We start from the raw sequence: 23,530 nt of genomic DNA, 5'->3' as shown, positions 1-23,530 counted from the left end.
GTCCGCCGTGCCGCGAGGGCCGGGGCGCGCCGACTTGCACCGTCGGTGGGCCGAGGTCGCCGGGGTCCGACGAGCGCACGACCGCTTTCCAGAGTTGCCTCGCCTCGACGGTACGTGGGCCTGAGAGATTCCCGGGGAGGACTTGCTCCTTCGGCGCCGGCGCCCGGTCCGGGGACCGTGCTGCCGAGCTCTCCCGTCGAGGTTCGGGCGGCAGTACTGCAGTTGTGCGCACGATCCTACCGGGGTCGTGCCGCCCGGGCGGGCGGGGGTCGAGGCCGACGTCGGTCCCCGCGTCCGCGGCCGCGCTCGGGGCGGACGCGCTCGACCTGGGGATAAAAACTACGGACCCCTCACAATCTCCGCTACGGTCGCCCGACGTGCGACGACGCGAGCGGGGAGGGTCATGAGCGAGGACCGGTACGAGGGGCGACCGCCGCTGCGGCACCGGGTACGGCGCTGGACGACGATGTGGGGCCTGCTGCGGCACGCGGGACTGCCGATCGTCGCGGCCGGCCTGGCGCTCAGCCTGCTGCTCGCGGTGCTGCCGCTCGCGACGATCGTGCTCCTGGGCCGGGTGCTGTTCCTGCTCCCGGACGTCACGTCCCGCCCCGGCGGCTGGGGGGAGCTGCTGGGCGTGCTCGGGCTGGCGGTCGCCGCGCTCGTCGTGCAGCAAGGGCTCGCGCCGTTCCAGGCGGGCGTGGTCGAGACGATCGGTCGCCGCGTCGACCAGCGCTGCATCGACCGCCTGCTCACGGCGGCGCTGTCCGACGCCCCGCTGGCCCTCCTCGACGACCCGGAGGTGCTCGACGTCGTGGCCGACGCGCGCGCCGCGTTCGCACGCCAGTCCCGCAGCCCGGGCGACGCGGCGTCGGCGCTCGTCCCGCTCGTGGGTCGGTACGTCCAGCTCGTCGGCGCGTCGGTGCTCGTCGCGGTCGTCGTGTCACCGCTGGCCGGTGCGCTGATCCTCGCCACGGCCCTCGCGATCCGGACCGGCGTGCGCGGCACGCTCGGCCGGTTCGGCCCGGTGTGGGACTCGCTCGCGCCCCTGCGGCGCCGCCAGTCCTACCTGCGCGACCTCGCGACCACGCCGTCGATCACCAAGGAGGTCCGCCTCCTGGGCCTGCTGCCGTGGCTGCGCGGGCGCCTGCACGACGACACGATGGCGTTCCTCGAGCCGCAGTGGGCGAGCAGCCGACGGCTCCAGCTCTGGCCGTTCGTCGGGTTCTCGGCGATCGGCCTCGTCGGGGGCGCGGCGGTGCTCGTGCTGGTCGCGCTCGACGCCGCGACGCTCGACCTCTTCGCGCTCGGCGTCGCCCTCCAGGCGGTGCTCATCCCCATGCGCTTCGGGGTGTACTTCCCGGAGTGCGACGTGCAGACCCAGTTCGGCCTGCAGTCGTTCGACGCGCTGGCCCGGTTCGAGGAGCGGCTCGCGTCGGGCGACGCACCCGAGGCGGCGGACGGCGACCGGGCCGTCCCGCGGGGCGTCATCCGCTTCGAGGACGTGTGGTTCCGCTACCGCGACGACGCCGCGTGGGTCCTGCGCGGTCTCGACCTCGAGCTCGTGCCCGGCACGTCGACGGCGATCGTCGGGCTCAACGGGGCGGGCAAGACCACGACGATCAAGCTCCTCGCGCGCCTGTACGAGCCGACCCGCGGCCGCATCACGGTGGACGGCGTCGACGTGCGCGACCTGCCGCTCGACGCGTGGCGCGCGCGCCTCGCGCTGATCTTCCAGGACTACGTGCGGCTCGAGCTCCCGGCGGCGGACAACGTGGCGCTCGGCGCGCCCGCGCTGCGCGACGACGACGCCCGGCTGCGCGAGGCGGTCGCCGCGGCCGGGGCGGACACCGTCGTGGCGGGGCTCGGCGACGGCCTCGGCACCGTGCTCTCCGGCGGGTACGCCGGCGGGCGGGACCTGTCCGGCGGGCAGTGGCAGCGGATCGCCCTGGCCCGGGCCCTGCTCGCCGTCTCCGGCGGTGCGGACGTGCTCGTCCTCGACGAGCCGACGGCGCAGCTCGACGTCCGCGCGGAGGCGGAGTTCTTCGAGCGGTTCCTCGCGCAGGGTGCGGTCGACGCCGTCGCGGCCGGGCGCCCGGTCACGTCGGTCGTGATCTCGCACCGCTTCTCGACCGTGCGGCCCGCGGACCGCATCGTCGTCGTCGCGGAGGAGCGCGTCGTCGAGCAGGGCACGCACGACGAGCTCCTCGCCCTCGACGGCCGGTACGCGGAGCTGTTCCTCCTCCAGGCGCGCCGCTTCCGCACCGACCCGCTGCCGACCCCCACCACCGGAGGTGCCCTGTGAGGCGCGTCGCCCTCGCCGCCCGGTTCATGCTCGCCCACGGCTGGGCGACGGACCGGCGCCGTTTGCTCGTCGCGATCGTCCTCATGACGGTCGGGTACCTCTCGGCGCCGCTCGTGGGCGTGGGCCTCGGGATGTTCACCGACGCCGCGGTCGACGCGGACACGGCGCGCGCGGTGGGGCTGGCAGGCGCGCTCGCGGTGCTGCTCGTGGCCGAGCTGATGATGAGCCACTTCGCCCACCTGTCGTACTTCGAGCTCGCCGACCTCCAGCAGCTCGCGCTCGTGGACGAGGTCGCCGGGCTCACCCACGGCTCGGCGAGCCTCGCCGAGCTGGAGGACCCGGAGCGCGTGCGCCTGCTCACCTCGGTGACGGAGGGCCTCCAGCGCGTCCGGATGGCGCTGGAGGGCACGCTCCAGCTGGGCGGTATGACGCTCCAGGTCCTGGTCACCACGGTCATCCTCGGCGTGGTCGAGCCGTGGCTGCTCCTGCTCCCGCTCGCGGCGCTGCCGCCCGTGTGGCTCGCGGACCGGGCGCAGCGGCTCCTCGACCGCGCGCGCGACGACGCCGCCGACGACGTCCGCCTCTCCCGGCACCTCGTCACCGCGGGCACGACCGGCTCGTCGGCCAAGGAGATCCGGCTGTTCGGCGCGCGCAGCCTCGTCGCGGACCGCCAGCGGACCGCGTGGGACCGCACGACCGCGAGCCTGTGGAGCGCCCACCGCCGGTCGGCGCTGCTGCGCGCCGGGGGTCAGGTGTGGTTCGCGCTCGCGTACGGCGCGGCGGTCCTCGTCGTGCTGCGAGGGGCCGCGTCGGGGACGGCCGCGATCGGCCAGGTCGTGCTCGTGGTGACGCTCGCGATCCAGGTCAGCACGCAGGTCGCGGGCGCGCTCGCGCTCTTCGGCTCGCTCCAGGGCGCCGGACGGACGGTCGAGCAGCTCACCGAGCTGCGCGCCACGGCCGGGACGGCGGGGACGCAGCCCGGGACGGCGGAGAGCGCCGAGGTCGGCACGGCCGACCGGGCGGGGGCCACCGCGCGGCGGGGCGAGGCGGCGCGAACGAGCGAGGCCGCGCGGGCGAACGAGGCCGCGCCGGCGAGAGAGGAAGCCGCGGAGCGCGCGGTCCCCGCCCGGCTCGCCCACGGTCTGCGCCTGGAAGGCGTCACGTTCGCCTACCCGGGTGCGGACCGGCCCGTGCTCGACGGCGTCACGCTCGACCTGCCCGCGGGCGCCACGGTCGCGCTCGTCGGCGAGAACGGTGCGGGCAAGACGACGCTGGTGAAGCTCCTGTGCGGGCTGTACCGCCCGACGTCGGGCCGCGTCCTGGCCGACGGCGTCGACCTCGCCGCCGTCGCGCCCGACGCGTGGCAGTCCCGGGTCGCGACGCTGTTCCAGGACTTCGCACGCCTCGAGCTCACGCTGCGCGAGGACGTCGGCGTCGGCCGCGTGGCCGCGTTGCACGACGACCGCGCGCTGTGGACCGCGATCGACGAGGCCCGCGCCCGCCCGATCGTCGAGCGCTCGCCCGACGGCCTCGACCAGATCCTCGGCACGGCCTACGCGGACGGCACCCAGCTCTCCGGCGGCCAGTGGCAGACGCTCGCGCTGGCCCGCACGCTCCTGCGCGAGGACCCGCTCCTGCTCGCCCTCGACGAGCCCGCGTCCGCGCTCGACGCGACGGCGGAGCACGCGCTGTTCGAGCGGTTCACCGAGACGGCGCGCCGTGCGGGGACCGCGTCGGGCGGCGTCACGCTGTTCGTCTCCCACCGCTTCTCCACGGTGCGCGACGCGGACCTCATCGTCGTGCTCGACGGCGGCCGGGTCGCCGAGCTCGGGGCCCACGACGACCTCGTCGCCACCGGTGGACCGTACGCGGAGATGTACGCGCTCCAGGCGCACGCCTACCGGTAGCCCGGCACGGGCGCGCGCCGCCGTGACAGGGTGGGGCACGTGCACCCCGACACCGTCGCCGATCTCGTGCTCCTGCTCGTCCTCGCCGGAGCGGGTCTCCTGCTCGTCTGGTGCGCCCGCGCCACGGCCTCCGGACGGATCGGTCGCAACCAGGTCGCGGGCATCCGCACCGCGACGACTCTGGCGAGCGACGACGCCTGGCGCACGGCACACCGCGCGGCCCGGCCGCTGAGCGAGGCGGCGGGCTGGGTGCTCGTCGCGGCCGCCCTGGTGCTCCTCCTGGTCGACGACGCCGCGGGCCTCGTCGTCGTGCTGGTCGCGACCGGTCTGGCGCTCGCGCTCACGGTGGGAGGGCTCGTCGTCGGGACGCGGGCCGTGCGCCGCGAGGTGGGTCCTCGCAGCTGACCCGGCGGCGGCTCGCGCACGGTCGACGCCGCGAGCCCGGCCGTCGCTCAGCCCGGCGTGCCGTGCCGGGAGGAGTCGCCCGCGGGCTCCACGACGACGGAGCGCACCGTCGCGAGCCGCCGGACCGCGCGCTCCAGGGCGCGCGTGCGGCGGGGGGTCGCCCTAAACGACACGATGATCCGCCCCGCCCGGCCGTCGCCGTCGACCGGCCCGGTCGCGAGCGAGTCGAAGCTCACGCCGCGCGTCGAGAAGACCCCGGTGAGCGCGGTGAGCGTGCCCGGCTGGTCGAGGCCGTGCACGGTCGCGACCCAGTCGCGCTCCGCGCCGACCGGGGCCGGCGCACGCACCGCGCCCGCCGCACCGGTCCTGCCGGGGACGCCCGCCGCCCCGCCCGGCGAGCCCGCCCCGCCCGGCGAGCCCGCCCCGCCCTGCGGACCCGCCGCTCCCGCCGCACGGCCCGCGTCCGGCACCGCGCTCGCCGAGACCAGGCGATCGATCCCCTCGGCCGCCTGCACGAGCCGGCGCGCCTCGTCGTCGGGCAGCTCGTCGAGCAGCACGCGCGTCCAGCCGCCGGGGCCGAGCACGACCGGGACGCCGAGGACGCCGCGCGACGGCACGCCGTCGGCCGGGGCGAGGCGTCCGTCGAGCTCGCCGTCGAGCGCGACCTGCCCCGCGACGACGATCTCGCGGCCGTCGAGGATCACCTCCAGGAGGTCGACGGTCGCGCTCGCGGTGCCCGCGGGGGTCTTGGCGCCGGACTGGTGCGTCATCCAGGGCCGCGTGACGAGCCGCAGGTCGGCGGGCCAGGTGTCGATGAGCTCGAACGCGGCACCCATGTCCTGGCTCGCGACGCGCGCGAGCTCGTCCTTCGCCGCGGCGATCTCGCCCGGCAGCGCGTCGAGCGTGCGGCCGCGGCGCAGCGCGGCGACGGCGCGCGCCCGCTCGTCGGCGTCGAGCCCGCTCACCCGGGCGGTCGACCAGAGCGGGACGGCGTCCTCGCCGTGCTGACCCCCCACGAACCCGCCGACGCGGTGCCGCCGCACGCCCAGCTCGACCGCGAGCTCGCGTCGGAACCGCAGCGTGTCGAGCCAGGCCCCCATGCCGAGCACGCGGTGCCGCCCGAGCCGTTCCGCCATGACCGCGACACCGAGCTCGACGGGGTTCGTCACGACGATCACGACCTCGTGCCCCGAGCCGTGCCGCGCGATCGCGTCCGCGTACTCGGCGAGCACCGCGCCGTTGGTCGCGGCGAGCACGCGCCGGTCGGGGTCGGCGCCCGTACGGGCCGGGGGAGTGAGGCCGGCGGCGACGACGATGACGTCGGCGGTGACGTCGTCGGGCGAGTGCGCGACGTCGAGGAGCGGCGCGTGCTCGTCGTACGCGTCGACGAGGTCGGCGCGCAGCCCGTGCACGGCGCGCCCCGACGCGCCGCCGGCCCGACCGACGAGCTGGAGCCGCGCCGTCGGCGCGAGCACCCGCCGCTCGACGATCTGCGTGCACACCTGTCGGCCGACGTCGCCCGTCGCCCCCACCACCGCTACGTCCACCCCGGCAGGCTACGACCCCCGCGACGACACGGACCCCCCAGCGGCCCCCGGGATGGGGATCCCGGCGTCAGGCGAACGCGATGCCGCCCGCGGCGGCGACCATCTCGTCGAGCACGGCGGAGACCACGGGGCGCGGCTCGTGCCGGGTCGCGCGGTGGCGCGCGACGAGGCGGCGCGAGCCGAGGCCGGGCAGCCCGACGACCGTGACGCCGTCGGGCACCTCGTCCGACGCGCCGCCCTCCACGGCGAGCGCCGGGAGCATCGCGACACCGAGCCCGGCGGCGACGAGCGAGAGCGCGACGTCGAAGTCGTAGTAGTTGTGCCGCGTGCGCAGGGTCCCGCCGAGCCCGCGGGCCAGCCGCCGGAGCGCTCGGGCGGCGGCGGTGCCGGGCTCCGGTCCAAGCCAGACGGCGTCGCGCACGTCGTCGAGGCGCGTGGGCGTCGGCATGCCCGCGGGGACGACGAGCCGCCACGGCTCGTCGAGCAGGACGATCTCGCGCGTGCCGCGCGGGGCGGGGGAGTCGGCCTCGTAGTCGCGCTCGAGCAGCACGACGTCGAGCTCGCCCGCGCGCAGCAGCCGCAGGGCCTCGGTGGGCTCGCGCTCCTGCACGTCGAGCTCGATCCCCGGCGCGGTCTCGGCGAGCCTCCCGGCGACGGGTGCGACGACGGCGCGGATCGCCGTCTGGAAGGAGCCGACGGCGACGCGCCCGCTCACCTCGTCACCGAGCGCGGCCAGCGCCTTGCGGGCCTCGACGAGCTCGGTCTCGATGCGCTCGGCGGTCTCGGCGAGCACGCGACCGGCCGGCGTGAGGGTCACGCCGCGCGGTCCGCGGTCGAGCACGACGACCCCCTCCTCGGCCTCGAGCCGCTGGATCTGCTGGGAGACCGCGGACGGGGTGACGTGCAGGAGATCCGCTGCCGCGAGGATGCCTCCGCCCCGGTGCACGGCAAGGAGGAAACCAAGTCTGCGTGGGTCCGTCGCCATGTAGAGATGCTAAACGGCCGGTGCAGAATCCTTCGATTGTGCTGAACCTCGGAAGGCCTCACACTTGTCGTGGCGCCGGTCGGTTACCTCCTCCTCCTTACGGGTCGGCGCCCGAGCTTCGCACCACCCGCGCCACCAGCCATCGGCCCGGAGCGCACAGCCACCGCAGCGTCGCGGTACCCCCCTCCACCCCTTCTTCGTCACCGGAGTACCGCTGTGCCCGTCACCCTCGACGCGATCGTCATGTTCCTCGGCTGGATCGGTGCCGCCGCCGGCGTCGTCGCCTACGCGATGGTCAGCCGTGGCCGCTGGGCGCCGTCGTCCGCCCCGTTCCAGCTGACCAACCTCACCGCCGCAGGTCTCATGGGCATGGTCGCCGCCGCGAACGGCGTGTGGCCGTCCGTCGCCGCGAACCTCGTGTGGGTCCTCATCGGCGCCCAGGCGATCGTCGTCATCGTGCGGGCGCGTCGTGCGCGCCGTCGCACGCTCGCCGAGGCCGCCGGGATCACGGCGGCCGCCTCCGCACCGGCCGCCGTGCGCGCCGACGGCGACCCCGCACCCCAGGAGGTCGGGCTCGCGGCCTGACCGCCCCCGGCCCCGCTCAGCGCGAGGCGCCCGGCGCGGGCTCCAGGACGACGTCCACGACGACCGCGCGGTGGTCGGACAGCCCCGTGTCGACGGCCGTGGCGGGCCCGAGGGCCCGGACGGTCGGGCCGCCGGGCAGGCCGTCGGCGAGCACGTGGTCGATCTGCCGCACGGGCCGGTCGACGGGGTGCGTGAGCACGTCGGCGAGCGACGTGAACCCGGTGATCTCCGCCGGCTCGGGCGCGCGCAGGTTGAGGTCGCCCAGCAGCACGAGCGGGCGGGGGAGCGGCGCGCAGGCCCCCGTGAAGGACCGGAGCTGGTCCGCGGTGAACTCGGGGCGCGACGTCGTGTGCGCCGTCACGACGGTGAGCGGCCCCCACGGCGTGCGGACCGCGGCGGCGAGCGCGGCGCGCGGCTCGTCGGGCACCACCCGGAACGGGAGCAGGCGGGCGGCCCCCGTCGCGGCACCCGGCCGTCGCCGTCGCACGCGCGACCGCCACGGCATCCGGTCGAGCTCGAGGCGCGCCCACCGCTCGACGGGGAACCTGCTGACGAGCCCGATCCCGTACGACGCGACGCCGGGGACGCGCCGCACGCCCGACCCCGGCCGGCCCGCGCGCACCCACGCGCCGGAGACGCCGCGCAGCGTGGGGGACAGGTGCCGGTGCTCGGCGCGCAGCGCCTCCGCCGCGACGGCCACGAGGTCGGCGCGGTGCGAGCGGGGCGAGTCGCGCTCGACCTCCTGGAGCGCGAGCACGTCGGCGTCGAGGTACGCGACGGCGCGCGCGAACCGCTCGACGTCGACCGTCCCGTCGAGCGCGGCACCGTGCAGCGTGTTGAAGGTCGCGAGGCGCAGGGCGCTCTCCGGTCGCGGGGGCAGCGGTCCGTCGGTCAGGTCACGGGAGTCGTGGGGCACCGGACGATCCTCGCGCGGGCCACGGGCCGTCGCGACCAGGGCGGGTTCCCCGCCCGGTACCGGGGACGCCGCAGGGGCGGCGCGCCCCGGGCCCGTCAGAGGGTGCGGCGCCAGGCGGCGATGCGCTCGACCGCCTCGGCGACCGTGCTCGGCGCCGCGGCGAACGACAGCCGGACCCAGTCCCCGCCGCGGACGCCGTCGAAGTCCGTGCCGGGGGTGAGCGCGACGCCCGCCTCGGCGAGCAGGCGCGCGCACCACGTCACGGAGTCCAAGCCGTCCCCGGACACGTCGGCGTAGACGTAGAACGCGCCGTCGGCGGGCGCGACCCGCGACCACCCGAGGTCGTCGAGCCGGGACAGCACGAGCTCGCGCGACGCCGCGTACCGCGCGACGTTCTCGGCCGCGGCGGCATACCCCTCGGGGGAGAACGCGGCGACGCCCGCGTGCTGCGCGAGCGCGGGCGGCGACAGCGCGACGTTCCCGGCGAGCGCGTCGACCGGCCCGACGAGCTCGTCCGGCAGCACGAGCCACCCGAGGCGCCACCCGGTCATCGCCCAGTACTTCGAGAACGAGTTGACGACGACCGCGCCGTCGGGCACGTACCGCGCCGCCGTCGGCAGCGCCGCGGCCGGACGCTCCGCGCCGTCGCCGTCGCCGTAGACGATGCCGTGGTAGATCTCGTCGCTCACGAGCCGCACGTCGTGGTCGGCGCACCACGCCGCGACGGCGTCGAGCTCGGCGGGCAGGATCATCGTCCCCGTCGGGTTCGCGGGGCTCGCGACGACGAGCCCGTCGAGGCCGCCGTCGTAGTACGCCTCCATGAGCTGCGAGACCGTGGGCTGGTAGCGCGTCTCCGGGCCGCAGTCGAGCTCGACGACCTCGCAGCCCAGCGCGCGCAGGATGTTCTTGTAGGCGGGGTAGCCGGGGCGGGCGAGCGCGACGCGGTCGCCGACGTCGAACGCCGCGAGGAACGCGAGGAGGAACCCGCCGGACGACCCGGTGGTCACCGCGACCCGCGCCGGGTCGATCTCGACGCCGTACCAGCGGTCGTAGTGCTCGGCGATCGCGCGCCGCAGCGCGGGGACCCCGAGCGACTCGGTGTAGCCGAGGTCGCCGTGCTCGAGCAGCTCGATCGCCCGGCGCCGCACGACGTCCGACGCCCCGGTCGACGGCTCGCCCGCGCAGAGGTTGAGGACGGACGCGCCGGCGTCGCGCAGGCGGTTCGCCTCGGCGAGGACCTCCATCACGGCGAACGGCGGCACGTGGGAGCGGCGTGAGACCTTCATCGACCCGGGCATGAGCCCATCATGCCCGGGGTCATCCGTTCGGCGGACGCCGGCCGGCCCCGCGCGGAGGTGTCGGTCGTCCGGGCGACGCGCCGTACCGCGCGCCCGGGGTCGGATGAGGCCATGACGACCGACGACGCCTGGCGCGACGGCCCCGAGGACCGGAAGGACGACCGCGGCGGCCACGGCGACCATGGCGACCGACGCGACGGCGCCGCGACCTTCCGCCCCGTGCGCGGGTGGGCCGTGCTGTGGCGGAGCGCGTTCGGGCTCCGGCACGGCGGCCACGAGTACGTCGTGGCCGTGGACTTCCTCGACTGGGACGAGCGCATCCGCCTGTACCGGGACGGCCGGCTCGTCGACGAGCAGCGCTCGCGCGCCCGCTTCGACCTCGGGGGCGCGACGCTGGAGGCGAGGATGAGCACCTACGGGATGCGGTACGTGCGCGTCGTCGACGCGGTCGGCACCGTGCACGACGTCCCGCCGCTGCCCGGGACCGCCGAGGCGTGGCGCGACCGCATGGACCGCGAGCGCCCGACGGCGAGCCGCGCCGTGGGCGTGACGGCGTGGGTCGTGCTCGCGGTCGCGCTCGTGACGCAGGTGCCGCAGCTGCTCGAGCTGGCGTCGCAGTTCACCGGCTGGACGCCGCCGTTCGTGCCGGACCTCCCGGGCCCGGTGAACACGGTCCTCACGGTCGGCGGCGTGCTGGCCGCCCTCGACCGGGCCCTGCGCCGCCGGTACCACCCGCTCCTCGACGGCTGATGTCCGCTCGTCCGGCCGGACCGGGGCTGCCTACGCTGGGCGGAGACGACGAGGGAGGTGCTCGTGTTCCGACGACGTTCCCGCACCCCGGACGACGACCCCGTCCGGCGGGCCGCGCAGTACCGGGTCGAGCGGGAGGCCGCGCGCGAGGCCGCGGAGCGGGAGGTGCCCGACGACGACCCCGCCCGCCGCGAGCCGCCGGGCGGGGCGGGCACGCACGGCGCCGTCGAGGCGCGCGACGACGACGCCCCAGTCGGGGGTCCGCGCCGTGTACGACCCGAGGATCGCGCGATGTACGTCGACACGGTGATCGACCAGGCCGTCCGCCGCGGGGAGTTCGACGATCTCCCCCTCGCGGGCAAGCCGATCCCCGGGCTCACGGGCACGCACGACCCGGACTGGTGGCTCAAGGCGGTCATCGAGCGCGAGCAGCTCACCGGTCTCGGGCCGCCGGCGATGCTCCTCAAGACCGAGGACCGTGAGCTCGACGACCGCCTCGACCGCGAGCTCGACGAGCAGGCCGTGCGCGAGATCCTCGCGGACTTCAACGCGCGCGTCGTCGACGCCCGCCGCCAGCTGCTCGGCGGGCCGCCCGTCGTGACCCCGACGCGCGACGTCGAGCACGAGGTCGCGCGCTGGCGCGCCCGCCGCGCCGACCGTTGACCACCGGACCGGCTCGACCGGACCCGACCCCGCCCGACCGGTCCGCGACCCGCCGGGCGGGCGGTCGTCGTCGGGCCCGCCTAGGGTCGGCCGCATGGCGGACTGGCAGCCCGACGTCCTGGGCGACGACTACGAGCAGCTCACGCTGCCGCTCGCGCCCGACGAGGAGGGCGACGTCGTCGCGACGCTCGTGCGGCGCCGGCGCCCGGGGCCCGACCCGTACCTCGACGTGCTGTACGTGCACGGCTGGTCCGACTACTTCTTCCAGACCGAGCTCGCCGACTTCTGGGAGGCGCACGGCGCGCGGTTCCACGCGCTCGACCTGCGCAAGTACGGCCGCAGCCTAAGGCCCGGCCAGACTCCCGGGTTCGTCGCCGACCTCGCGACGTATGACGAGGACATCGAGGCCGCGCTCGTCGCGATGGGCCACCGGGGCGACGGGCGGTCCCCGCGCGAGGTCGTGCTCATGGGCCACTCGACCGGCGGCCTGACGCTGAGCCTGTGGCTCGCGCGCCACCCCGGGCGTGCGGCGGCGCTCGTCCTCAACAGCCCGTGGCTCGAGTTCCAGACGCGCGAGGTCGGCCGTCTTCTGCTCGAGCCCGTGATCGGCGCGCGCGCCCGGCTCACGCCCACGCGCCCGCTGCCGAACGTCGACCTTGGCTTCTACACGCGCTCCGTGAGCAAGGAGTTCGACGGCGAGTGGTCCTACGACCTCGCCTGGCGCCCGCAGCACGGCTTCCGGACGACGCCCGCGTGGCTGTCCGCCGTCTTCCACGGCCAGCAGACGGTCGCACGCGGGCTCGGGATCGGCGCCCCGGTGCTCGTGCTGCTCTCGGCCCGGAGCACGCTGCTGCCCCGCTGGTCGCCCGAGATGATGCGCACGGACACCGCGATCGACGTGAACGGCGTCGCGCAGCGCTCGGTCCAGCTCGGCGACCTCGTCACGGTCGCGCGCCTCGACGGCGCCCTGCACGACGTCGTCCTCTCCTCCCGGCCCGTGCGCGCGCTCGCGTACGGACGCATCGCGCAGTGGGTCGGCGCGTACCTGCCGCGGCCCGTGCCCGTCACCCCGCCCGTGCCCGACGCCGTCGCCCCCTCTCCCCGCGGCGCGCCGCGCGCGACGGGCGGCGTGGGCCGCGCGCTCGGCCGGCTCGGTGCCACGGTGCGTCACGCGGGACGGTCCGTCGCGCGGTCCGTGGGCACCGCCGTCGGGACGCTGCGCGGGCGGACCCGCCGCCGGTGACGCTCGACGACGACCTCCCTCTCGCCGACCGCACGACACACCGGAGTGACGCATGACGCTGCCCCCCGCCCCGCCCACGACCCCGGGCGGCGCTGCCCCCGCCGCCCGTCCCGCCCGTCGGCGGCCACCGTGGCTGGTCCCGCTCGTCGTCGTGCTCGCGCTGGCCTTCGTCGCCGCGGTCGCGCTCGTTGCCACCCTCGTGCTGCGACCCGGCCTCGAGCGCCGGGCGAACATCGCCGCGGTGTCGACGGCGTTCGACGAGTGCGCCCTCGGCGGCACGGGGGCGACCCTCGACCGCGAGAACGGCTTCGTCGACCTCCGCCGCGTGGGGTCCCCGTACGGCCCGAGCTGGACCGACGTCCAGTGCCTCACCGACGCGCTCGCGATCCCGCCGGAGCACCTCGCGGCGCTGCAGGAGCCCGGGGGCGCGGACTCCGAAGAGGTGCGCTGGGACGCCTACATGGCGCAGCGGCTGGAGGGCGACGGCGAGACGTACGTCTTCCTGTACCACGACTGGTCGGCGCCGATCTACGGGGACTGACCGCTCCTCGCGGTCGGAAGGGCCGACGCACCGCGCGTCGTGCACGGTCCGGTCCTTCCGCAGGGGGAGGGCGCCGCGGCCGGGGTCGCACCGTCGGGGGATCTCCCGGGTGGCGGGGCACCGCTACCGTCGGCGACGTCGTGCGTGGCGTCGTCAGCTGAAGGAGCGGTTCGAGTGTTTCGCGAGGTCCCCGTCCTCCCCGTCGTCGTCCCGCTGGGGGCGGTGGTCCTCGGGCTGCTGCTGTGGCGCCTGCACCGGTCCGGTCGTCTCACGCTGCCGCGGGCCGCCGTCGCGCTCGCGCTCGCCGTCTACGCGGCCGGGGTCGTGGCGAACACGGTGTTCCCGATCTTCGTCGACAAGCCGGCGAGCAGCGCCGCGTGGGACGCCCATCTGGTCCTCGTGCCCCTCGTGGACTACGAGGCCGCCGACGCGGTGATGAACGTCCTCGTGTTCGTGCCGCTGGGCATGCTCCTGCCGCTCCTCCTGGCGCGGCCGTCGTGGTGGCGCGTCGTGCTCACGGCAGCGGCCTTCAGTCTCGCGATCGAGGTCACCCAGTACGTCACCTCGCACCTGCTGGGTGGCGGCCACGTCGCGGACGCCAGCGACCTGCTCTTCAACGTCGTGGGCGGCGTGCTCGGCCTCGGGCTGTTCACCGTGCTGTCCCGCGTCCCCGCGCTCGACGCGTTCTTCGACCGCTTCCGCTGGTCCACGGCCCCGCTGCGCGGGTCGCGCGCCGACGGGACGGACGCCCGTCGCGCGCGCTCAGCCGTCGAGCTCTGAGCGCACGAGGTCCACGATCCCGTCGGCCGCGGCCTCGACCTCGGCGAGGCAGTCCTCGAAGTCCTGCTGCCCGCCGTACCAGGGGTCGGCGATGTCGAGCACGTGCTCGGACCCGCCCGGCTCGACGCGCGGCGCCGCCGGGTCGAACGAGCGGTAAAGGCGCACCGGCGCCGACGCGTCGAGGCGCCGCAGCGCCCGCGCGTGCTGGGCGATCATCGCGAGCACGAGGTCGCGCGCGGCGAGGTCGCCCGCGCGCACCTGACGCGCCCGGTGCGTCCCGTCGACGACGTACCCGTGCTCCGCGAGGACGGCGCGGGCGCGGCGGTCGATCGGGTTCCCCCGCTCCTCGTCGCTGATCCCGGTCGAGTCCACCACGACGCGGTCGCCGAGCCCGGCCGCCTCGAAGCGGTCGCGCAGCACCACCTCGGCCATGGGGGAGCGGCAGATGTTGCCGGTGCAGACGGTCATGACGCGGTAGGGATCGACGCGTGACATGAGTCCATTGTGGGAGCGCACGAGCGAGGACCGCACGATCGCGGTCGTCGCGTGTCCGACCGGGGACGGAGGTCCACGGCGCGCGCCCCCGACCACGGAGCGATCCGCCGCCCCGAGGGCCTCCGCCACCCTGGGCGCATGAGACGCCGCCAGGGACCACGACCGCCCCTCCCTCACCGACGCCGGGGTCGGCGGTGGCGCCGAGCGCTCACCGTCGCCGGCCTGCTCCTGGTCGCCGCGGTGGCCGCGGTGCCGACCACGAACGCCGTCCTCACCGCGAGGGAACGTGCCGCCACCCCCGCTCCCGGTGCGCTCGTCGACGTCGGCGGCGACCAGATGCATGTGCTCGTCGAACGGCGGGGCTCTTCAGCGCCCGCGGTCGTGCTGCTGCCCGGTCTCGGCACCGCCTCGCCGGTGCACGACTTCGCCCCGCTGGTGGAGGAGCTCGCGGGATGGGCCACGGTCGCCGTCGTCGAGCCGTTCGGCTACGGCTGGAGCGACGCGACCGACTCCTCGATGCTGCCGCACCAGGTCGCCCGCGACGCTCGCGCAGCCCTGCGTGGGGCCGGCGTCGAGGGCCCCTACGTCCTCGTGGCCCACTCGGTGGGGAGCCTCGCGGCGCAGGCGTTCGTCGCGGATTTCCCCGAAGACGTCGCCGCGTACGTCGGTCTGGACCCCACGATCCCGCGCACGGAGGACTTCGTCCCTCCGGAGCGACGCGGGGACGACGACCCCTACGCGTCCCCGGTCCCCGGGGGCATGGGCGTCGCGGCACGACTGGGTGGTGTCCGGCTCGCCCAGGCCGTGGCCGGGCACGACCCCAACCTGCTCTCGGGGGCGTCGTCCGGCGACGGCTACGACGAGGAGAACCTGCGGGCCCAGGAGATGATCGCGAACTGGTCCGGTCTCAGCCCGAACGTGCTCGCTCAGGCGACCTCTCTCGGCGAGGCGGTCGGCCGGACGGCGGACCTGCGGTTTCCCCCCGGCCTGCCCGTGCTCGCGCTCGTCGCCGGAGAGGACGCGACGCTGCCCGCGTGGCAGCGGGCCGCGGTCGACGACTTCGTCGGTCCGGCGTCGGCGTGCACCACTTCCGTCGTCCTGCCGTCAGGTCACTACGTGCACCATTCGCACGCGCGCGACGTCGGTGAGCGGACCCGGGCGCTCGTCGACGAGTGCGTGGTGTCCGGGTCCGGCTCCGGTGCGAGCAGCAGGTGACGGGCCGGACGTCGTCGGGCGGCCCGTGACCAGGGCGCCTACCGTGAGGAGATGATGATCGGGGCGGGGTCGGGACGGGTCGCCGTGACGGGCGCGAGCGGTCTCCTGGGGTCGAAGCTCGCGTTCCGGCTCGCCGCCGAAGGCGCGCCGCAGCGCCTCGTGGTGCGCGACGCCGCCCGCGCGCCCAGCCTGGGCGACGACCCGCTGCCGGAGTCGGACGTCGCCGTCGTCGCCGGGTACACGGACACGCGCGGCATGGTCGAGGCGTTCACCGGCGTGGACACGGTCCTGCTCGTGTCCGCGCGCGAGGACGTCGACCGCGTCGCGCAGCACCGCGCGGCCGTGGACGCGGCCGTCGCGGCGGGCGTCCACCGCATCGTCTACGTGTCGTTCGTCGGCGCCGCCCCCGACGCCGTGTTCACGTTCGCGCGCGACCACTGGCGCACCGAGGAGTACATCCGCGCGACGGGCGTGCGGCACACGTTCCTGCGCGACAACCTCTACCACCGCGGGCTCGCGCTCATGGTGGGAGACGACGGCGTGATCCGCGGCCCCGCGGGCGACGGACGCGTGGCGTCGGTGTCGCACGACGACATCGCCGACGTCGCGACCGCCGTGCTGCTCGACGCCGACGCGCACCGTCACGACGGCGTCACCTACGACGTCACGGGCCCCGCGGCGCTCACGCTCGCGGAGGTCGCTGCCGAGCTGTCGTCGGCCACGGGCCGCGACATCACGTACCACCCGGAGACCGTCGACGAGGCGTACGCGTCGCGCGACCGGTACGGGGCGCCGCGGTTCGAGGTGGACGGCTGGGTGTCGTCGTACACGGCGATCGCCGCGGGCGAGCTCGCGCACGTGAGCGACACGGTCGCGCGGCTCGTCGAGCGGCCCGCGCAGTCGTTCGCCGCGTGGCTCGACGACTACCCCGAGGAGTGGGCGCACCTGCGCCCCGCCTGACCCGCGTCGAGCGCGCGGCGTCGGCCCGCGCGTCGCCTGGTCGACCCTCGCAGGACCGACCCGGCGAGCCGGCGGCCCGTTCCCCGGCGGTTCCACGCCGTGGGCGAAAACCCCTGGCGTGGCCGCGGGAGGCGGACGTACCGTCGTCGTACACGCGAAAGGAGGTGGTCCTGGAAGTGAAGATTCTTCGGACTCGTGAGGTGGTTGCGCGCTAGTCGTCGCGCAACCGATCCAGCAACGGACCGGATGCGGTGAGCCCGTGAACCGGGCGGGGTCTCCCGAGGGGAGCCCCCGGCGGCGAGCGAGTACCACGCAACCACCGGAGCCCGCGGGTGTCGTGCCCTCGTCCAGCACGACAGGAGGAACCCTCCAGCCCGCGGGCTTCTTGCTGCCCGCACCCCGACGCTGAGTGCGTGAAACAGTCGCGTCCGGGACGCCAGGACGCGACTGTTTCATGCACTCAGCGGGTGGCGGGGGCCGGTCGTGCGGTCTCCGTGGTCGAGGACTCGACGGCGGGACCGGCCGGCCCGACGGCGGCCCGGCGGCGCGGTGCCCCCATCGCCACGGCCGCGAGGGCGAACGCCGCGACGGGGACCCACAGCGCGGTGTGGAAGGCGGCGAGGCCCGCGTCCGGTCCCGTCGCGTCCCCGAGGGCGAGGACGCTGACCGCCGTCGCGGCCGAGATGCCGATCGCCGCACCGAGCTGGAACGACGTGTTGAGCACCCCGCCCGCGACGCCCTGCTCGGCGTCGGTCACACCCGTCGTCGCCGCGATGGCGATCGGCCCGTAGACCAGCGCGAACGCGACCCCGACGAGCGCCAGCGACGGGACCATGACGGCGTACGCCCAGTCGAGCCCCGACCCGAGGAACCACGCCGCGGCGAGCGTGCCGGCGACCAGGCCCCCGACGATGACGCGCGGCACCCCGAACCGCTCCACGAGGCGCGGCGTGAGGACGGGCGCCAGCACGACGTCGATCGCCATGAGGAGCATCGCGAGCCCGGTCTGGAACGGCGTCCAGCCGCGCAGCTCCTGGAGGTACAGCGTGAGGAGCACCTGGAAGCCGTAGAACCCGCCCGCGAAGAGCACGGCCGTGACGTTCGCCCGCACGAGCTCGACCGACCGGAAGAGCCGCAGCGGCAGCAACGGGTGCGGGGCACGTCGCTGCCGCACGACGAACCCCGCCAGCAGCGCCGCACCGCCCCCGAGCGCGGCGACCGTCCACGCGAGCCCGTCGCCCGGGTGCTCGAGCCGCACGATGCCGACGGCGAGCAGGACCATGGCGGTCGTCGCCAGCACGGCACCGAGGACGTCGAGCGCGCCGCGGACGCGCGTCGTCGTGTCGCGCGGGACCGTGACCAGGGCGAGCGCGAGCAGCACGACGGCGACGAGCACCGGGGCGAAGAAGACCCACCGCCAGTGGACCGCCGCCAGGAGACCGCCGACGACGAGCCCGAGCGAGAAGCCCGCGGCCCCCGCGGCCCCGTAGACGACGAGCGCGCGGTTGCGGCGCGGCCCCTCCGCGAACGACGTCGTGATGAGCGACATCCCGGCGGGCGTGAGGAAGCCGGCCGCCACGCCCGTGACGAAGCGCGACAGGAGGAGCATCCAGCCGTCGGTCGCGAACCCGCCGAGCCCGGAGAACACGAGGAAGACGAGCAGCCAGACGACGAACATGCGGCGTCGGCCGTAGAGGTCGGCCGCGCGTCCGCCGAGGAGCATGAACCCGCCGTACCCGACGACGTAGGCGGTCACGACCCCGCCGAGCTCGCCGGTCGCGAGGCCGAGGTCGGCGCGGATGCCCGGGAGCGCGACGGAGAGCATCGCGATGTCGCTGCCCTCGAGGAAGATCGCCCCGCACAGCACGAGGAGAAGACCCCAGTCCCGGAGGCTGAACCGCGCGGCCTCCCGCGCGGCCTCGCGGCCGGCCTCCCGGATGCTCGCACCGCTGCGGCTCGTCGTCCCGTCGCCCATGGACGTCCCCTGTCGTCGTGAGCACCCTTCGGCACCCGGTTACCTCTTGATACCGAACCCATCGTGGGTCAGGATCAGGAGGCATGGAAGACGGCACATCACGCCCACCTGGTATCACCGCGGATACCGTGGCGGCGCGCCCTCGACCGGCAGGCGCGGCCGACCACGCCGCGACGGAGGAGGTGTGCGACCCGCGACCGCCGTCACGCTGGGAGAGCGACGCCGACGTCTGGCAGTGGGACGCCCGCGAGGACTGCGAGGTGCGGCAGATCCTCGACCGCATCGCCGACAAGTGGTCGCTGCTCGCCATCGCGCTGCTCGACCGGCGCGTCATGCGCTTCACCGAGCTGAAGCGCGAGATCGACGGGATCAGCCAGCGCATGCTGTCGCGCACGCTGCGTCAGCTCGAGCGCGACGGCATCGTCGAGCGCACGGTCTACCCGACCGTCCCGCCGCGCGTCGACTACGCGCTCACCGAGATGGGGCGCTCGCTCCACGCGACGACCAAGGCGCTCGTCGTCTGGACCGAGGCGCACCAGGAGCGCATCGCGGCGGCCCGCAGCGCCTACGACGAGCGCGAGGCGGAGCTCCGGGACCTGTGACCCGGTCCGCGCGGCGGGGCGGCGCGGGCGTCAGAAGGGCTTGCGCGCGACGACGAGGAAGCGCGGCGCCTCGTCGACGAACTCGTGGCCCGCGGCGAGGTGCAGGTGCAGGGCGCGCAGCGGTGCCTCGTAGCGCGCGACCGCCTCGGACGAGAGCGACGCGAGCTCGGGCACCTGCCAGGCCATGAGCCGCAGGTACCAGAGCAGGGCGGACAGGTCGCGGAACCGGCGCAGACCCTCGTGCTCGCGCGCGGCGTCGACCACGAACCCGGCCTCGCGGAGCACCTCGACCGCGGCGTCGAGCGTGACCGAGTCCGGGTCCCACGCCGGCTCGGCGCCGAGCGCGGTGCTCAGGCGCACGCCGTCGCGCGAGTCGGCCTGCTGCGTGAGGAACACGCCGCCCGGCTCCAGCACGCGGAGCACCTCGTCCGGGTCGAACTCCTCGTGCCGGTCGAGGACGACCGCGAACTGGCCGTCGAAGAACGGCAGGAGCTGCTCGTCGTCGCCCTCCACGGGCCGCACCTCGACGCCGAGGGGCTCGAGCCGCCGTCGGGCCACCGGCAGGTTCGGGGCCCAGCCCTCGGTCGCCGCGGAGCCCGCGGGGAACGGGCCGAGCGTGGAGAGGAGCTCGCCGCCGCCCGTGCCGAGGTCGAGCACCGGCCCGCGCCCGCTCGCGACGAGCTCGCGCGCGAGCGCGACGTAGTCCCACGGCAGCGGGTCCTCGACGACGCGGCCCGCCACGGGGGAGAGGTCGACACCGACGACCGGGACCGCGCGGGCCCACGCGACGTGCTCCTCGAACGAGGCGTCCCGGGCGGGCACCGGCGCCTCGCTCGCGCGGTCGGGGGTGGCGGGGGTGTCGGGTACCGCGTCAGGCATGGGTCGATTGTCACCCGCCCGGGCGCCGGAGCCGAACGCGAGCGGTGCGCGGGCGCGGGCGCGCCACGACCCGACGGGGAGGACTCCCCATCGCCCGGACGACGGCGCGCACGGTAGCCTCCCGGTGCCCGCCTCGCGCGTCCCGGACACCGGGTGCCGGCGGGCCGGACGACCGACGAGGGGACGGGGACGACGTGAGCGGTATGTGGGGCGCGGACGTCAACGAGCTGCGGAGGCTCGCGCAGTCGCTGCGGTCCGCCTCCGACCAGCTCGTGAGCACGACGTCCGAGGTCAGCGGCCTCGTGGAGGCGGCGGGCCGCTGGCAGGGCGGCGACGCCGACCAGTTCCGCAGCGAGTGGACCGGCACGTCCGTCGCGCTGCTGCGCGGCGTGAGCCAGACGCTCTCCGAGGCGTCGCAGGCCGTCCTGCGCCACGCGGACCAGCAGTTCGCGACGAGCACCGAGGGCGGGTCCATCCCGTCCCCGGGCGTCCCCGGGCCCGGCGTGCCGACCGGCCCCGGCGGCGGCCCTCCCGGCGCGGGCGACCCGCTCGACGGCTCGATCTGGGACGTCGGCGACACCGCGCTGTCCGCGTGGGGCGCCGGGAGCGGCGCGTGGATCGCGTACCGCACGTTCCTCGCCGCGCGCGGCTTCCTCGCCGCGAGCCGGCTCGCGGCGCTGTCGCCCGCGGCCGCGAGCGCCCTGCAGCTCACGCGCGGGATGGCGGTCGGGGACGCGCTGAGCGTGCTCGGGCGGGCCACGACGTTCTCCCGGTTCATGGGCTTCGCGGGCGGCGCGGCCGGCGTGGTCGGCGGCATCAACCAGATCGTCAACACCCAGTACGACGGCGTGCGCGGCGGCGTCGACCGGGGCATGGGCGTCCTGTCCGTGATCGGCGGCGCGGGCACCATGGCGATCGCGGCGGGGCTCCTCACCAACCCGGTCGGCATCGCGGTCGTCGCGGGCGCGGCGGCCGTCGCGGGCGTCTGGGCGCTCGGCAACCTCGTCTACGACAACTGGGACTCGATCACGGGGTTCTTCTCGGACCCGGGCCCGTACCTCGCGGACGGCTGGAACGACGTCACGAGCCTCGTCGGGGACGCGGCCGATACCATCGGCGACGTCGCGTCCGACGTCGGTGACGCGATCGGCGACGGGCTCTCCGCCGCCGGCGACTTCATCGGAGGCCTCTTCTCGTGACCCAGCAGCCGACCATGCAGTGGTCCGCGGCCGACATCGCGGCCGCCGAGCAGACGCTCGCGCGCACGGCGCCCGGCGAGGTGACGCACGTCGTCACGCTCACGGACGAGGAGGTCGCGATCCTCGACGGGCTCCAGAACCCGCAGCTCGTCCCGCTGCCCTGGCTCGACGCGCAGGAGGGCGCGGACCGCACGCTCGTGGGGCGCGTAGCCCTGCGGTCGCTGCTCGCGCGGGGTCTCGTGGTGCCGTCCGACGAGGAGCGCCCGCCCGGGCCGGGCGGCGAGCCGCAGGTCGGGATCGACGCGGTCCCCGAGGTGACGGGCCCGCTCGTGCTGCGGCGTACGGCGTCGGCCATCCTCTCCGCGGACCGCACGACTGCGCTCGGCAAGCACTGGGTGTACGTCTACCTGCACGACGACGACCGGGTGCTCGAGGAGGAGGTCGGGCCGAGCGGCCACCACTCCTTCAGCGTCTACCCGCTCGCCGAGCTCGCGGGGCGCCTCGCGGTGTTCCTCGACCCCGCGGCGAAGGCCGTGCTCGACGGCCGCGCCCGCACCTTCACGACCGAGCAGTTCGCCGCGGAGGCCCGCACGTCGCCCGAGCTCTCCGGAGCGGTCGCCGTCACGGTGCTCGGCGCGGTGCGCGCAGGCTCGGACACCCTCGTCCGGGTGAGCGTCTACGCGACGCCGGACGGCGTGTACCTCGTGCGCGGCGGCGAGCACGACGCCGACGGCGCGCCCGTCACGCTCGAGCTGTCGGAGGTCGGGCCGGCGACGCTGCGCCGCCTCCCCGCCGAGCTGCTCGGCCGATGACGGCCGCGCCGACCGGCGACCGCGCGACGCGCAAGGTGCGCCACTGGGCCGACGCGTCGCGCCTCGGCCGCCTGCGGCACGTCGAGGCCGCGACGCCGAACGGCCCCGCGTGGGCCGTGGTCCTCGTGCTCGTGCTGCTCGCGCCGGTCGCCAGCCTGGCCGACGGCGAGGTCGTCGCCGCGGCCGTCCTGCTCGTGGCCGTCGCCGCCGTGCTCGGCGTCCTGCTGTGGTTCCTGGGCTCGGAGAAGCTGCTCGTGCTCGACGGCGGCATCGTCGTGGGCTCGTTCGCGCCGTTCCTGCGCCCGACGGTCATCCCGTGGTCGGGGATCGACCCCCGCACGGTGTCCGCCGTCGTGGGCAACCAGCGCACGATCGGGCTCCTCATGGCCGACCGCGGCGTGAGCGGCGCGTCCCGCACGGTGCTCTGGTCGCGCCGGCCGGTCACGTTCCTGGCGGTGTCGCCGGTCGTCGCGCGGCACGCGTGGGCGCAGGGCCAGCCCGTCGACCTCGCGACCGCCCCCGGCTTCGACCTGTGGGTCTTCTCGACGCGGCGGCCGTCCCGGCAGGCGCCCCTGGTGCACGCGCTCGCCGCCGCGATGCACGACGCGCGGGTCCCCGGCGCCGACGCGGTCCTCCCGCACGCGCTCCCGCCGCGGCGGCTGCGCTCGACCGCCGAGGACGCCGACCACCTGGGCATCCCCGAGCGGTTCCGCCGCGCGCAGCTCCGGCGCGTCTGAATCCTCGCTCCTGCCCGGTCGCGGGCCGGGCGCGGTCAGGCGGAGGCGGGCCCGAAGGCCGCGGCGAGGGGCGCCGTCGGGCCGTCGCCGGCCGTGCTCGCGCCGCCCAGCGCCCCGACCTGGAGCACCATCCACGGGCTGAACGCCCACGGCGTGGCGGCGACCCCGCGCGCGACGTCCCGCGGGTCCGCCCAGGCGAGCTCCATCACCTCGTCGGGGTTCGCCTCGACCGGGCCCGCCGCACGGGCGGCGTAGACGGGGCAGATCTCGTTCTCCACGACGCCCGACGCGTCGACGGCCCGGTAGCGGAACCCGGGGACGGCGACCTCCAGGTCCGCGATCTCGAGCCCGAGCTCGTGCCGCGCGTGGCGGAGGATCGACTCCTCGGTCGACTCCGTCCAGCGCGGGTGCCCGCAGAACGAGTTGGTCCACACGCCGGGCCACGTGCGCTTCGCGAGGGCGCGCCGCGTGAGGAGCAGGCGGCCCGCGTCGTCGAGCACGTAGCAGGAGAAGGCGAGGTGCAGGGGCGTCTCGGTCGTGTGGACCGCGGCGCGCTCGAAGGTGCCGGTCCGGCGACCCTGGTCGTCGACGGTGACGACGTGGTCGGCGGCGACGGGGACGTGCGAGGTCATGCGGCCACTCTCGCACACGCCGCTCGCGGACCGGCAACCCCCTCCGGCACTGACGGTGAGCGGGGTCACTCCACCGGGTTCGTGGACGATCTTGCCGGACCC

General features: G+C 76.0%; 23 protein-coding genes and 1 riboswitch. Of the genes, 15 read left to right on the top strand and 8 right to left on the bottom strand.

Going from position 1 to position 23,530, the window contains the following annotated elements:
- Positions 1-98: 98 nt before the first annotated feature.
- Positions 99-206: riboswitch (glycine riboswitch) on the bottom strand.
- A 197-nt stretch (positions 207-403) separates the two neighbouring features.
- Genes GWJ10_RS04625 through GWJ10_RS04615 form a run of 3 tightly spaced genes read left to right on the top strand, consistent with a single transcriptional unit; the run spans position 404 to position 4,614 of the window.
- Positions 404-2,302: an ABC transporter ATP-binding protein gene (locus tag GWJ10_RS04625; RefSeq protein WP_163185512.1), complete on the top strand. Its 1,899-nt coding sequence runs from the start codon at positions 404-406 to the stop codon at positions 2,300-2,302.
- Positions 2,299-4,209: an ABC transporter ATP-binding protein gene (locus GWJ10_RS04620; protein WP_206158332.1), complete on the top strand. Its 1,911-nt coding sequence runs from the start codon at positions 2,299-2,301 to the stop codon at positions 4,207-4,209. Before GWJ10_RS04625 ends, GWJ10_RS04620 begins: the two co-directional genes overlap by 4 nt.
- Before the next feature lie 39 nt (positions 4,210-4,248).
- Positions 4,249-4,614, top strand: coding sequence for an SdpI family protein (locus GWJ10_RS04615; RefSeq protein ID WP_163185509.1), 366 nt, complete (start codon positions 4,249-4,251; stop codon positions 4,612-4,614).
- A 47-nt stretch (positions 4,615-4,661) separates the two neighbouring features.
- On the opposite strand, the gene GWJ10_RS04610 is transcribed toward GWJ10_RS04615, so the two are convergent.
- Both GWJ10_RS04610 and GWJ10_RS04605 read right to left on the bottom strand, forming a co-directional pair.
- Positions 4,662-6,161 carry a lactate dehydrogenase gene (locus tag GWJ10_RS04610; protein WP_163185506.1) on the bottom strand — a complete coding sequence of 500 codons (1,500 nt, stop codon included), beginning with the start codon at positions 6,159-6,161 and terminating at the stop codon, positions 4,662-4,664.
- 67 nt (positions 6,162-6,228) lie between these two features.
- Positions 6,229-7,146, bottom strand: a complete 918-nt coding sequence (locus tag GWJ10_RS04605) for a LysR family transcriptional regulator (RefSeq protein WP_163185503.1) — start codon at positions 7,144-7,146, stop codon at positions 6,229-6,231.
- A 216-nt stretch (positions 7,147-7,362) separates the two neighbouring features.
- Here GWJ10_RS04605 and GWJ10_RS04600 point away from each other — a divergent pair, with 216 nt between their 5' ends.
- A complete protein-coding gene (locus GWJ10_RS04600) occupies positions 7,363-7,731 on the top strand; it encodes a hypothetical protein (RefSeq protein WP_128957677.1) in 369 nt (122 codons plus the stop codon).
- A 16-nt stretch (positions 7,732-7,747) separates the two neighbouring features.
- On the opposite strand, the gene GWJ10_RS04595 is transcribed toward GWJ10_RS04600, so the two are convergent.
- Both GWJ10_RS04595 and GWJ10_RS04590 read right to left on the bottom strand, forming a co-directional pair.
- Positions 7,748-8,647 carry an endonuclease/exonuclease/phosphatase family protein gene (locus tag GWJ10_RS04595; protein ID WP_241005665.1) on the bottom strand — a complete coding sequence of 300 codons (900 nt, stop codon included), beginning with the start codon at positions 8,645-8,647 and terminating at the stop codon, positions 7,748-7,750.
- A gap of 95 nt (positions 8,648-8,742) precedes the next feature.
- Positions 8,743-9,933, bottom strand: coding sequence for a pyridoxal phosphate-dependent aminotransferase (locus GWJ10_RS04590; RefSeq protein ID WP_061268291.1), 1,191 nt, complete (start codon positions 9,931-9,933; stop codon positions 8,743-8,745).
- Positions 9,934-10,056: 123 nt separating this feature from the next.
- Here GWJ10_RS04590 and GWJ10_RS04585 point away from each other — a divergent pair, with 123 nt between their 5' ends.
- From GWJ10_RS04585 to GWJ10_RS04565, 5 genes are all read left to right on the top strand, one after another.
- Positions 10,057-10,695, top strand: a complete 639-nt coding sequence (locus tag GWJ10_RS04585) for a hypothetical protein (protein WP_128957678.1) — start codon at positions 10,057-10,059, stop codon at positions 10,693-10,695.
- A 63-nt stretch (positions 10,696-10,758) separates the two neighbouring features.
- A complete protein-coding gene (locus GWJ10_RS19765) occupies positions 10,759-11,358 on the top strand; it encodes a DUF1992 domain-containing protein (RefSeq protein ID WP_061268292.1) in 600 nt (199 codons plus the stop codon).
- Positions 11,359-11,452: 94 nt separating this feature from the next.
- Positions 11,453-12,601 carry an alpha/beta hydrolase gene (locus tag GWJ10_RS04575; protein ID WP_163185501.1) on the top strand — a complete coding sequence of 383 codons (1,149 nt, stop codon included), beginning with the start codon at positions 11,453-11,455 and terminating at the stop codon, positions 12,599-12,601.
- 52 nt (positions 12,602-12,653) lie between these two features.
- Positions 12,654-13,142 (top strand): hypothetical protein, encoded by a 489-nt coding sequence (locus GWJ10_RS04570; protein ID WP_163185498.1) that lies wholly within the window; start codon positions 12,654-12,656, stop codon positions 13,140-13,142.
- A 174-nt stretch (positions 13,143-13,316) separates the two neighbouring features.
- Positions 13,317-13,922, top strand: a complete 606-nt coding sequence (locus GWJ10_RS04565; protein ID WP_163185495.1) for a VanZ family protein — start codon at positions 13,317-13,319, stop codon at positions 13,920-13,922.
- On the opposite strand, the gene GWJ10_RS04560 is transcribed toward GWJ10_RS04565, so the two are convergent.
- A complete protein-coding gene (locus tag GWJ10_RS04560) occupies positions 13,905-14,417 on the bottom strand; it encodes a low molecular weight phosphotyrosine protein phosphatase (protein ID WP_241005664.1) in 513 nt (170 codons plus the stop codon). The genes GWJ10_RS04565 and GWJ10_RS04560 overlap by 18 nt on opposite strands.
- A 249-nt stretch (positions 14,418-14,666) precedes the next feature.
- Between GWJ10_RS04560 and GWJ10_RS04555 the strand changes: the two genes are divergently transcribed.
- Positions 14,667-15,632 (top strand): alpha/beta hydrolase, encoded by a 966-nt coding sequence (locus tag GWJ10_RS04555; protein WP_163185492.1) that lies wholly within the window; start codon positions 14,667-14,669, stop codon positions 15,630-15,632.
- A gap of 51 nt (positions 15,633-15,683) precedes the next feature.
- Entirely contained in the window at positions 15,684-16,592 is a 909-nt protein-coding gene (locus GWJ10_RS04550) for an NAD(P)H-binding protein (RefSeq protein WP_206158331.1), read from the top strand.
- 460 nt (positions 16,593-17,052) lie between these two features.
- Here the strand turns inward: GWJ10_RS04550 and GWJ10_RS04545 are convergent, their stop codons facing one another.
- Entirely contained in the window at positions 17,053-18,567 is a 1,515-nt protein-coding gene (locus GWJ10_RS04545) for an MFS transporter (protein ID WP_163185489.1), read from the bottom strand.
- A gap of 128 nt (positions 18,568-18,695) precedes the next feature.
- On the opposite strand from GWJ10_RS04545, the gene GWJ10_RS04540 reads away from it, so the two are divergent.
- A complete protein-coding gene (locus GWJ10_RS04540; protein WP_009862943.1) occupies positions 18,696-19,169 on the top strand; it encodes a helix-turn-helix domain-containing protein in 474 nt (157 codons plus the stop codon).
- A 30-nt stretch (positions 19,170-19,199) separates the two neighbouring features.
- Here GWJ10_RS04540 and GWJ10_RS04535 read toward each other — a convergent pair whose 3' ends face one another.
- Positions 19,200-20,048: a class I SAM-dependent methyltransferase gene (locus GWJ10_RS04535; protein ID WP_163185483.1), complete on the bottom strand. Its 849-nt coding sequence runs from the start codon at positions 20,046-20,048 to the stop codon at positions 19,200-19,202.
- Between the two features lie 194 nt (positions 20,049-20,242).
- Here GWJ10_RS04535 and GWJ10_RS04530 point away from each other — a divergent pair, with 194 nt between their 5' ends.
- Genes GWJ10_RS04530 through GWJ10_RS04520 form a run of 3 tightly spaced genes read left to right on the top strand, consistent with a single transcriptional unit; the run spans position 20,243 to position 22,796 of the window.
- On the top strand, positions 20,243-21,247 hold the full coding sequence (locus GWJ10_RS04530; RefSeq protein ID WP_163185480.1) for a hypothetical protein: 1,005 nt from the start codon (positions 20,243-20,245) through the stop codon (positions 21,245-21,247).
- A complete protein-coding gene (locus GWJ10_RS04525; RefSeq protein ID WP_163185478.1) occupies positions 21,244-22,059 on the top strand; it encodes a hypothetical protein in 816 nt (271 codons plus the stop codon). Before GWJ10_RS04530 ends, GWJ10_RS04525 begins: the two co-directional genes overlap by 4 nt.
- Entirely contained in the window at positions 22,056-22,796 is a 741-nt protein-coding gene (locus GWJ10_RS04520) for a hypothetical protein (RefSeq protein WP_085386950.1), read from the top strand. The genes GWJ10_RS04525 and GWJ10_RS04520 overlap by 4 nt, the downstream gene beginning before the upstream one ends.
- Positions 22,797-22,831: 35 nt before the next feature.
- Here GWJ10_RS04520 and idi read toward each other — a convergent pair whose 3' ends face one another.
- Entirely contained in the window at positions 22,832-23,428 is a 597-nt protein-coding gene (gene idi, locus GWJ10_RS04515) for an isopentenyl-diphosphate Delta-isomerase (protein ID WP_051027835.1), read from the bottom strand.
- Positions 23,429-23,530: the final 102 nt, after the last annotated feature.

The sequence above is a fragment of the Cellulosimicrobium sp. SL-1 genome (assembly GCF_011033075.1).
Lineage (GTDB): Bacteria > Actinomycetota > Actinomycetes > Actinomycetales > Cellulomonadaceae > Cellulosimicrobium > Cellulosimicrobium funkei.
Note: the sequence above shows the minus strand (reverse complement) of the source record. Positions and strands in the feature narration are given on the sequence as shown.

Bases quoted from the DNA above. Each gene is read 5' to 3' on its own strand.
- GWJ10_RS04560 (WP_241005664.1), bottom strand. From the start codon at position 14,417: ATGTCACGCGTCGATCCCTACCGCGTCATGACCGTCTGCACCGGCAAC.
- GWJ10_RS04570 (WP_163185498.1), top strand. From the start codon at position 12,654: ATGACGCTGCCCCCCGCCCCGCCCACGACCCCGGGCGGCGCTGCCCCC.
- GWJ10_RS04520 (WP_085386950.1), top strand. From the start codon at position 22,056: ATGACGGCCGCGCCGACCGGCGACCGCGCGACGCGCAAGGTGCGCCAC.
- GWJ10_RS04625 (WP_163185512.1), top strand. From the start codon at position 404: ATGAGCGAGGACCGGTACGAGGGGCGACCGCCGCTGCGGCACCGGGTA.
- GWJ10_RS04590 (WP_061268291.1), bottom strand. From the start codon at position 9,933: ATGAAGGTCTCACGCCGCTCCCACGTGCCGCCGTTCGCCGTGATGGAG.
- GWJ10_RS04585 (WP_128957678.1), top strand. From the start codon at position 10,057: ATGACGACCGACGACGCCTGGCGCGACGGCCCCGAGGACCGGAAGGAC.
- GWJ10_RS04550 (WP_206158331.1), top strand. From the start codon at position 15,684: ATGATGATCGGGGCGGGGTCGGGACGGGTCGCCGTGACGGGCGCGAGC.
- idi (WP_051027835.1), bottom strand. From the start codon at position 23,428: ATGACCTCGCACGTCCCCGTCGCCGCCGACCACGTCGTCACCGTCGAC.
- GWJ10_RS04535 (WP_163185483.1), bottom strand. From the start codon at position 20,048: ATGCCTGACGCGGTACCCGACACCCCCGCCACCCCCGACCGCGCGAGC.
- GWJ10_RS04545 (WP_163185489.1), bottom strand. From the start codon at position 18,567: ATGGGCGACGGGACGACGAGCCGCAGCGGTGCGAGCATCCGGGAGGCC.
- GWJ10_RS04605 (WP_163185503.1), bottom strand. From the start codon at position 7,146: ATGGCGACGGACCCACGCAGACTTGGTTTCCTCCTTGCCGTGCACCGG.
- GWJ10_RS04575 (WP_163185501.1), top strand. From the start codon at position 11,453: ATGGCGGACTGGCAGCCCGACGTCCTGGGCGACGACTACGAGCAGCTC.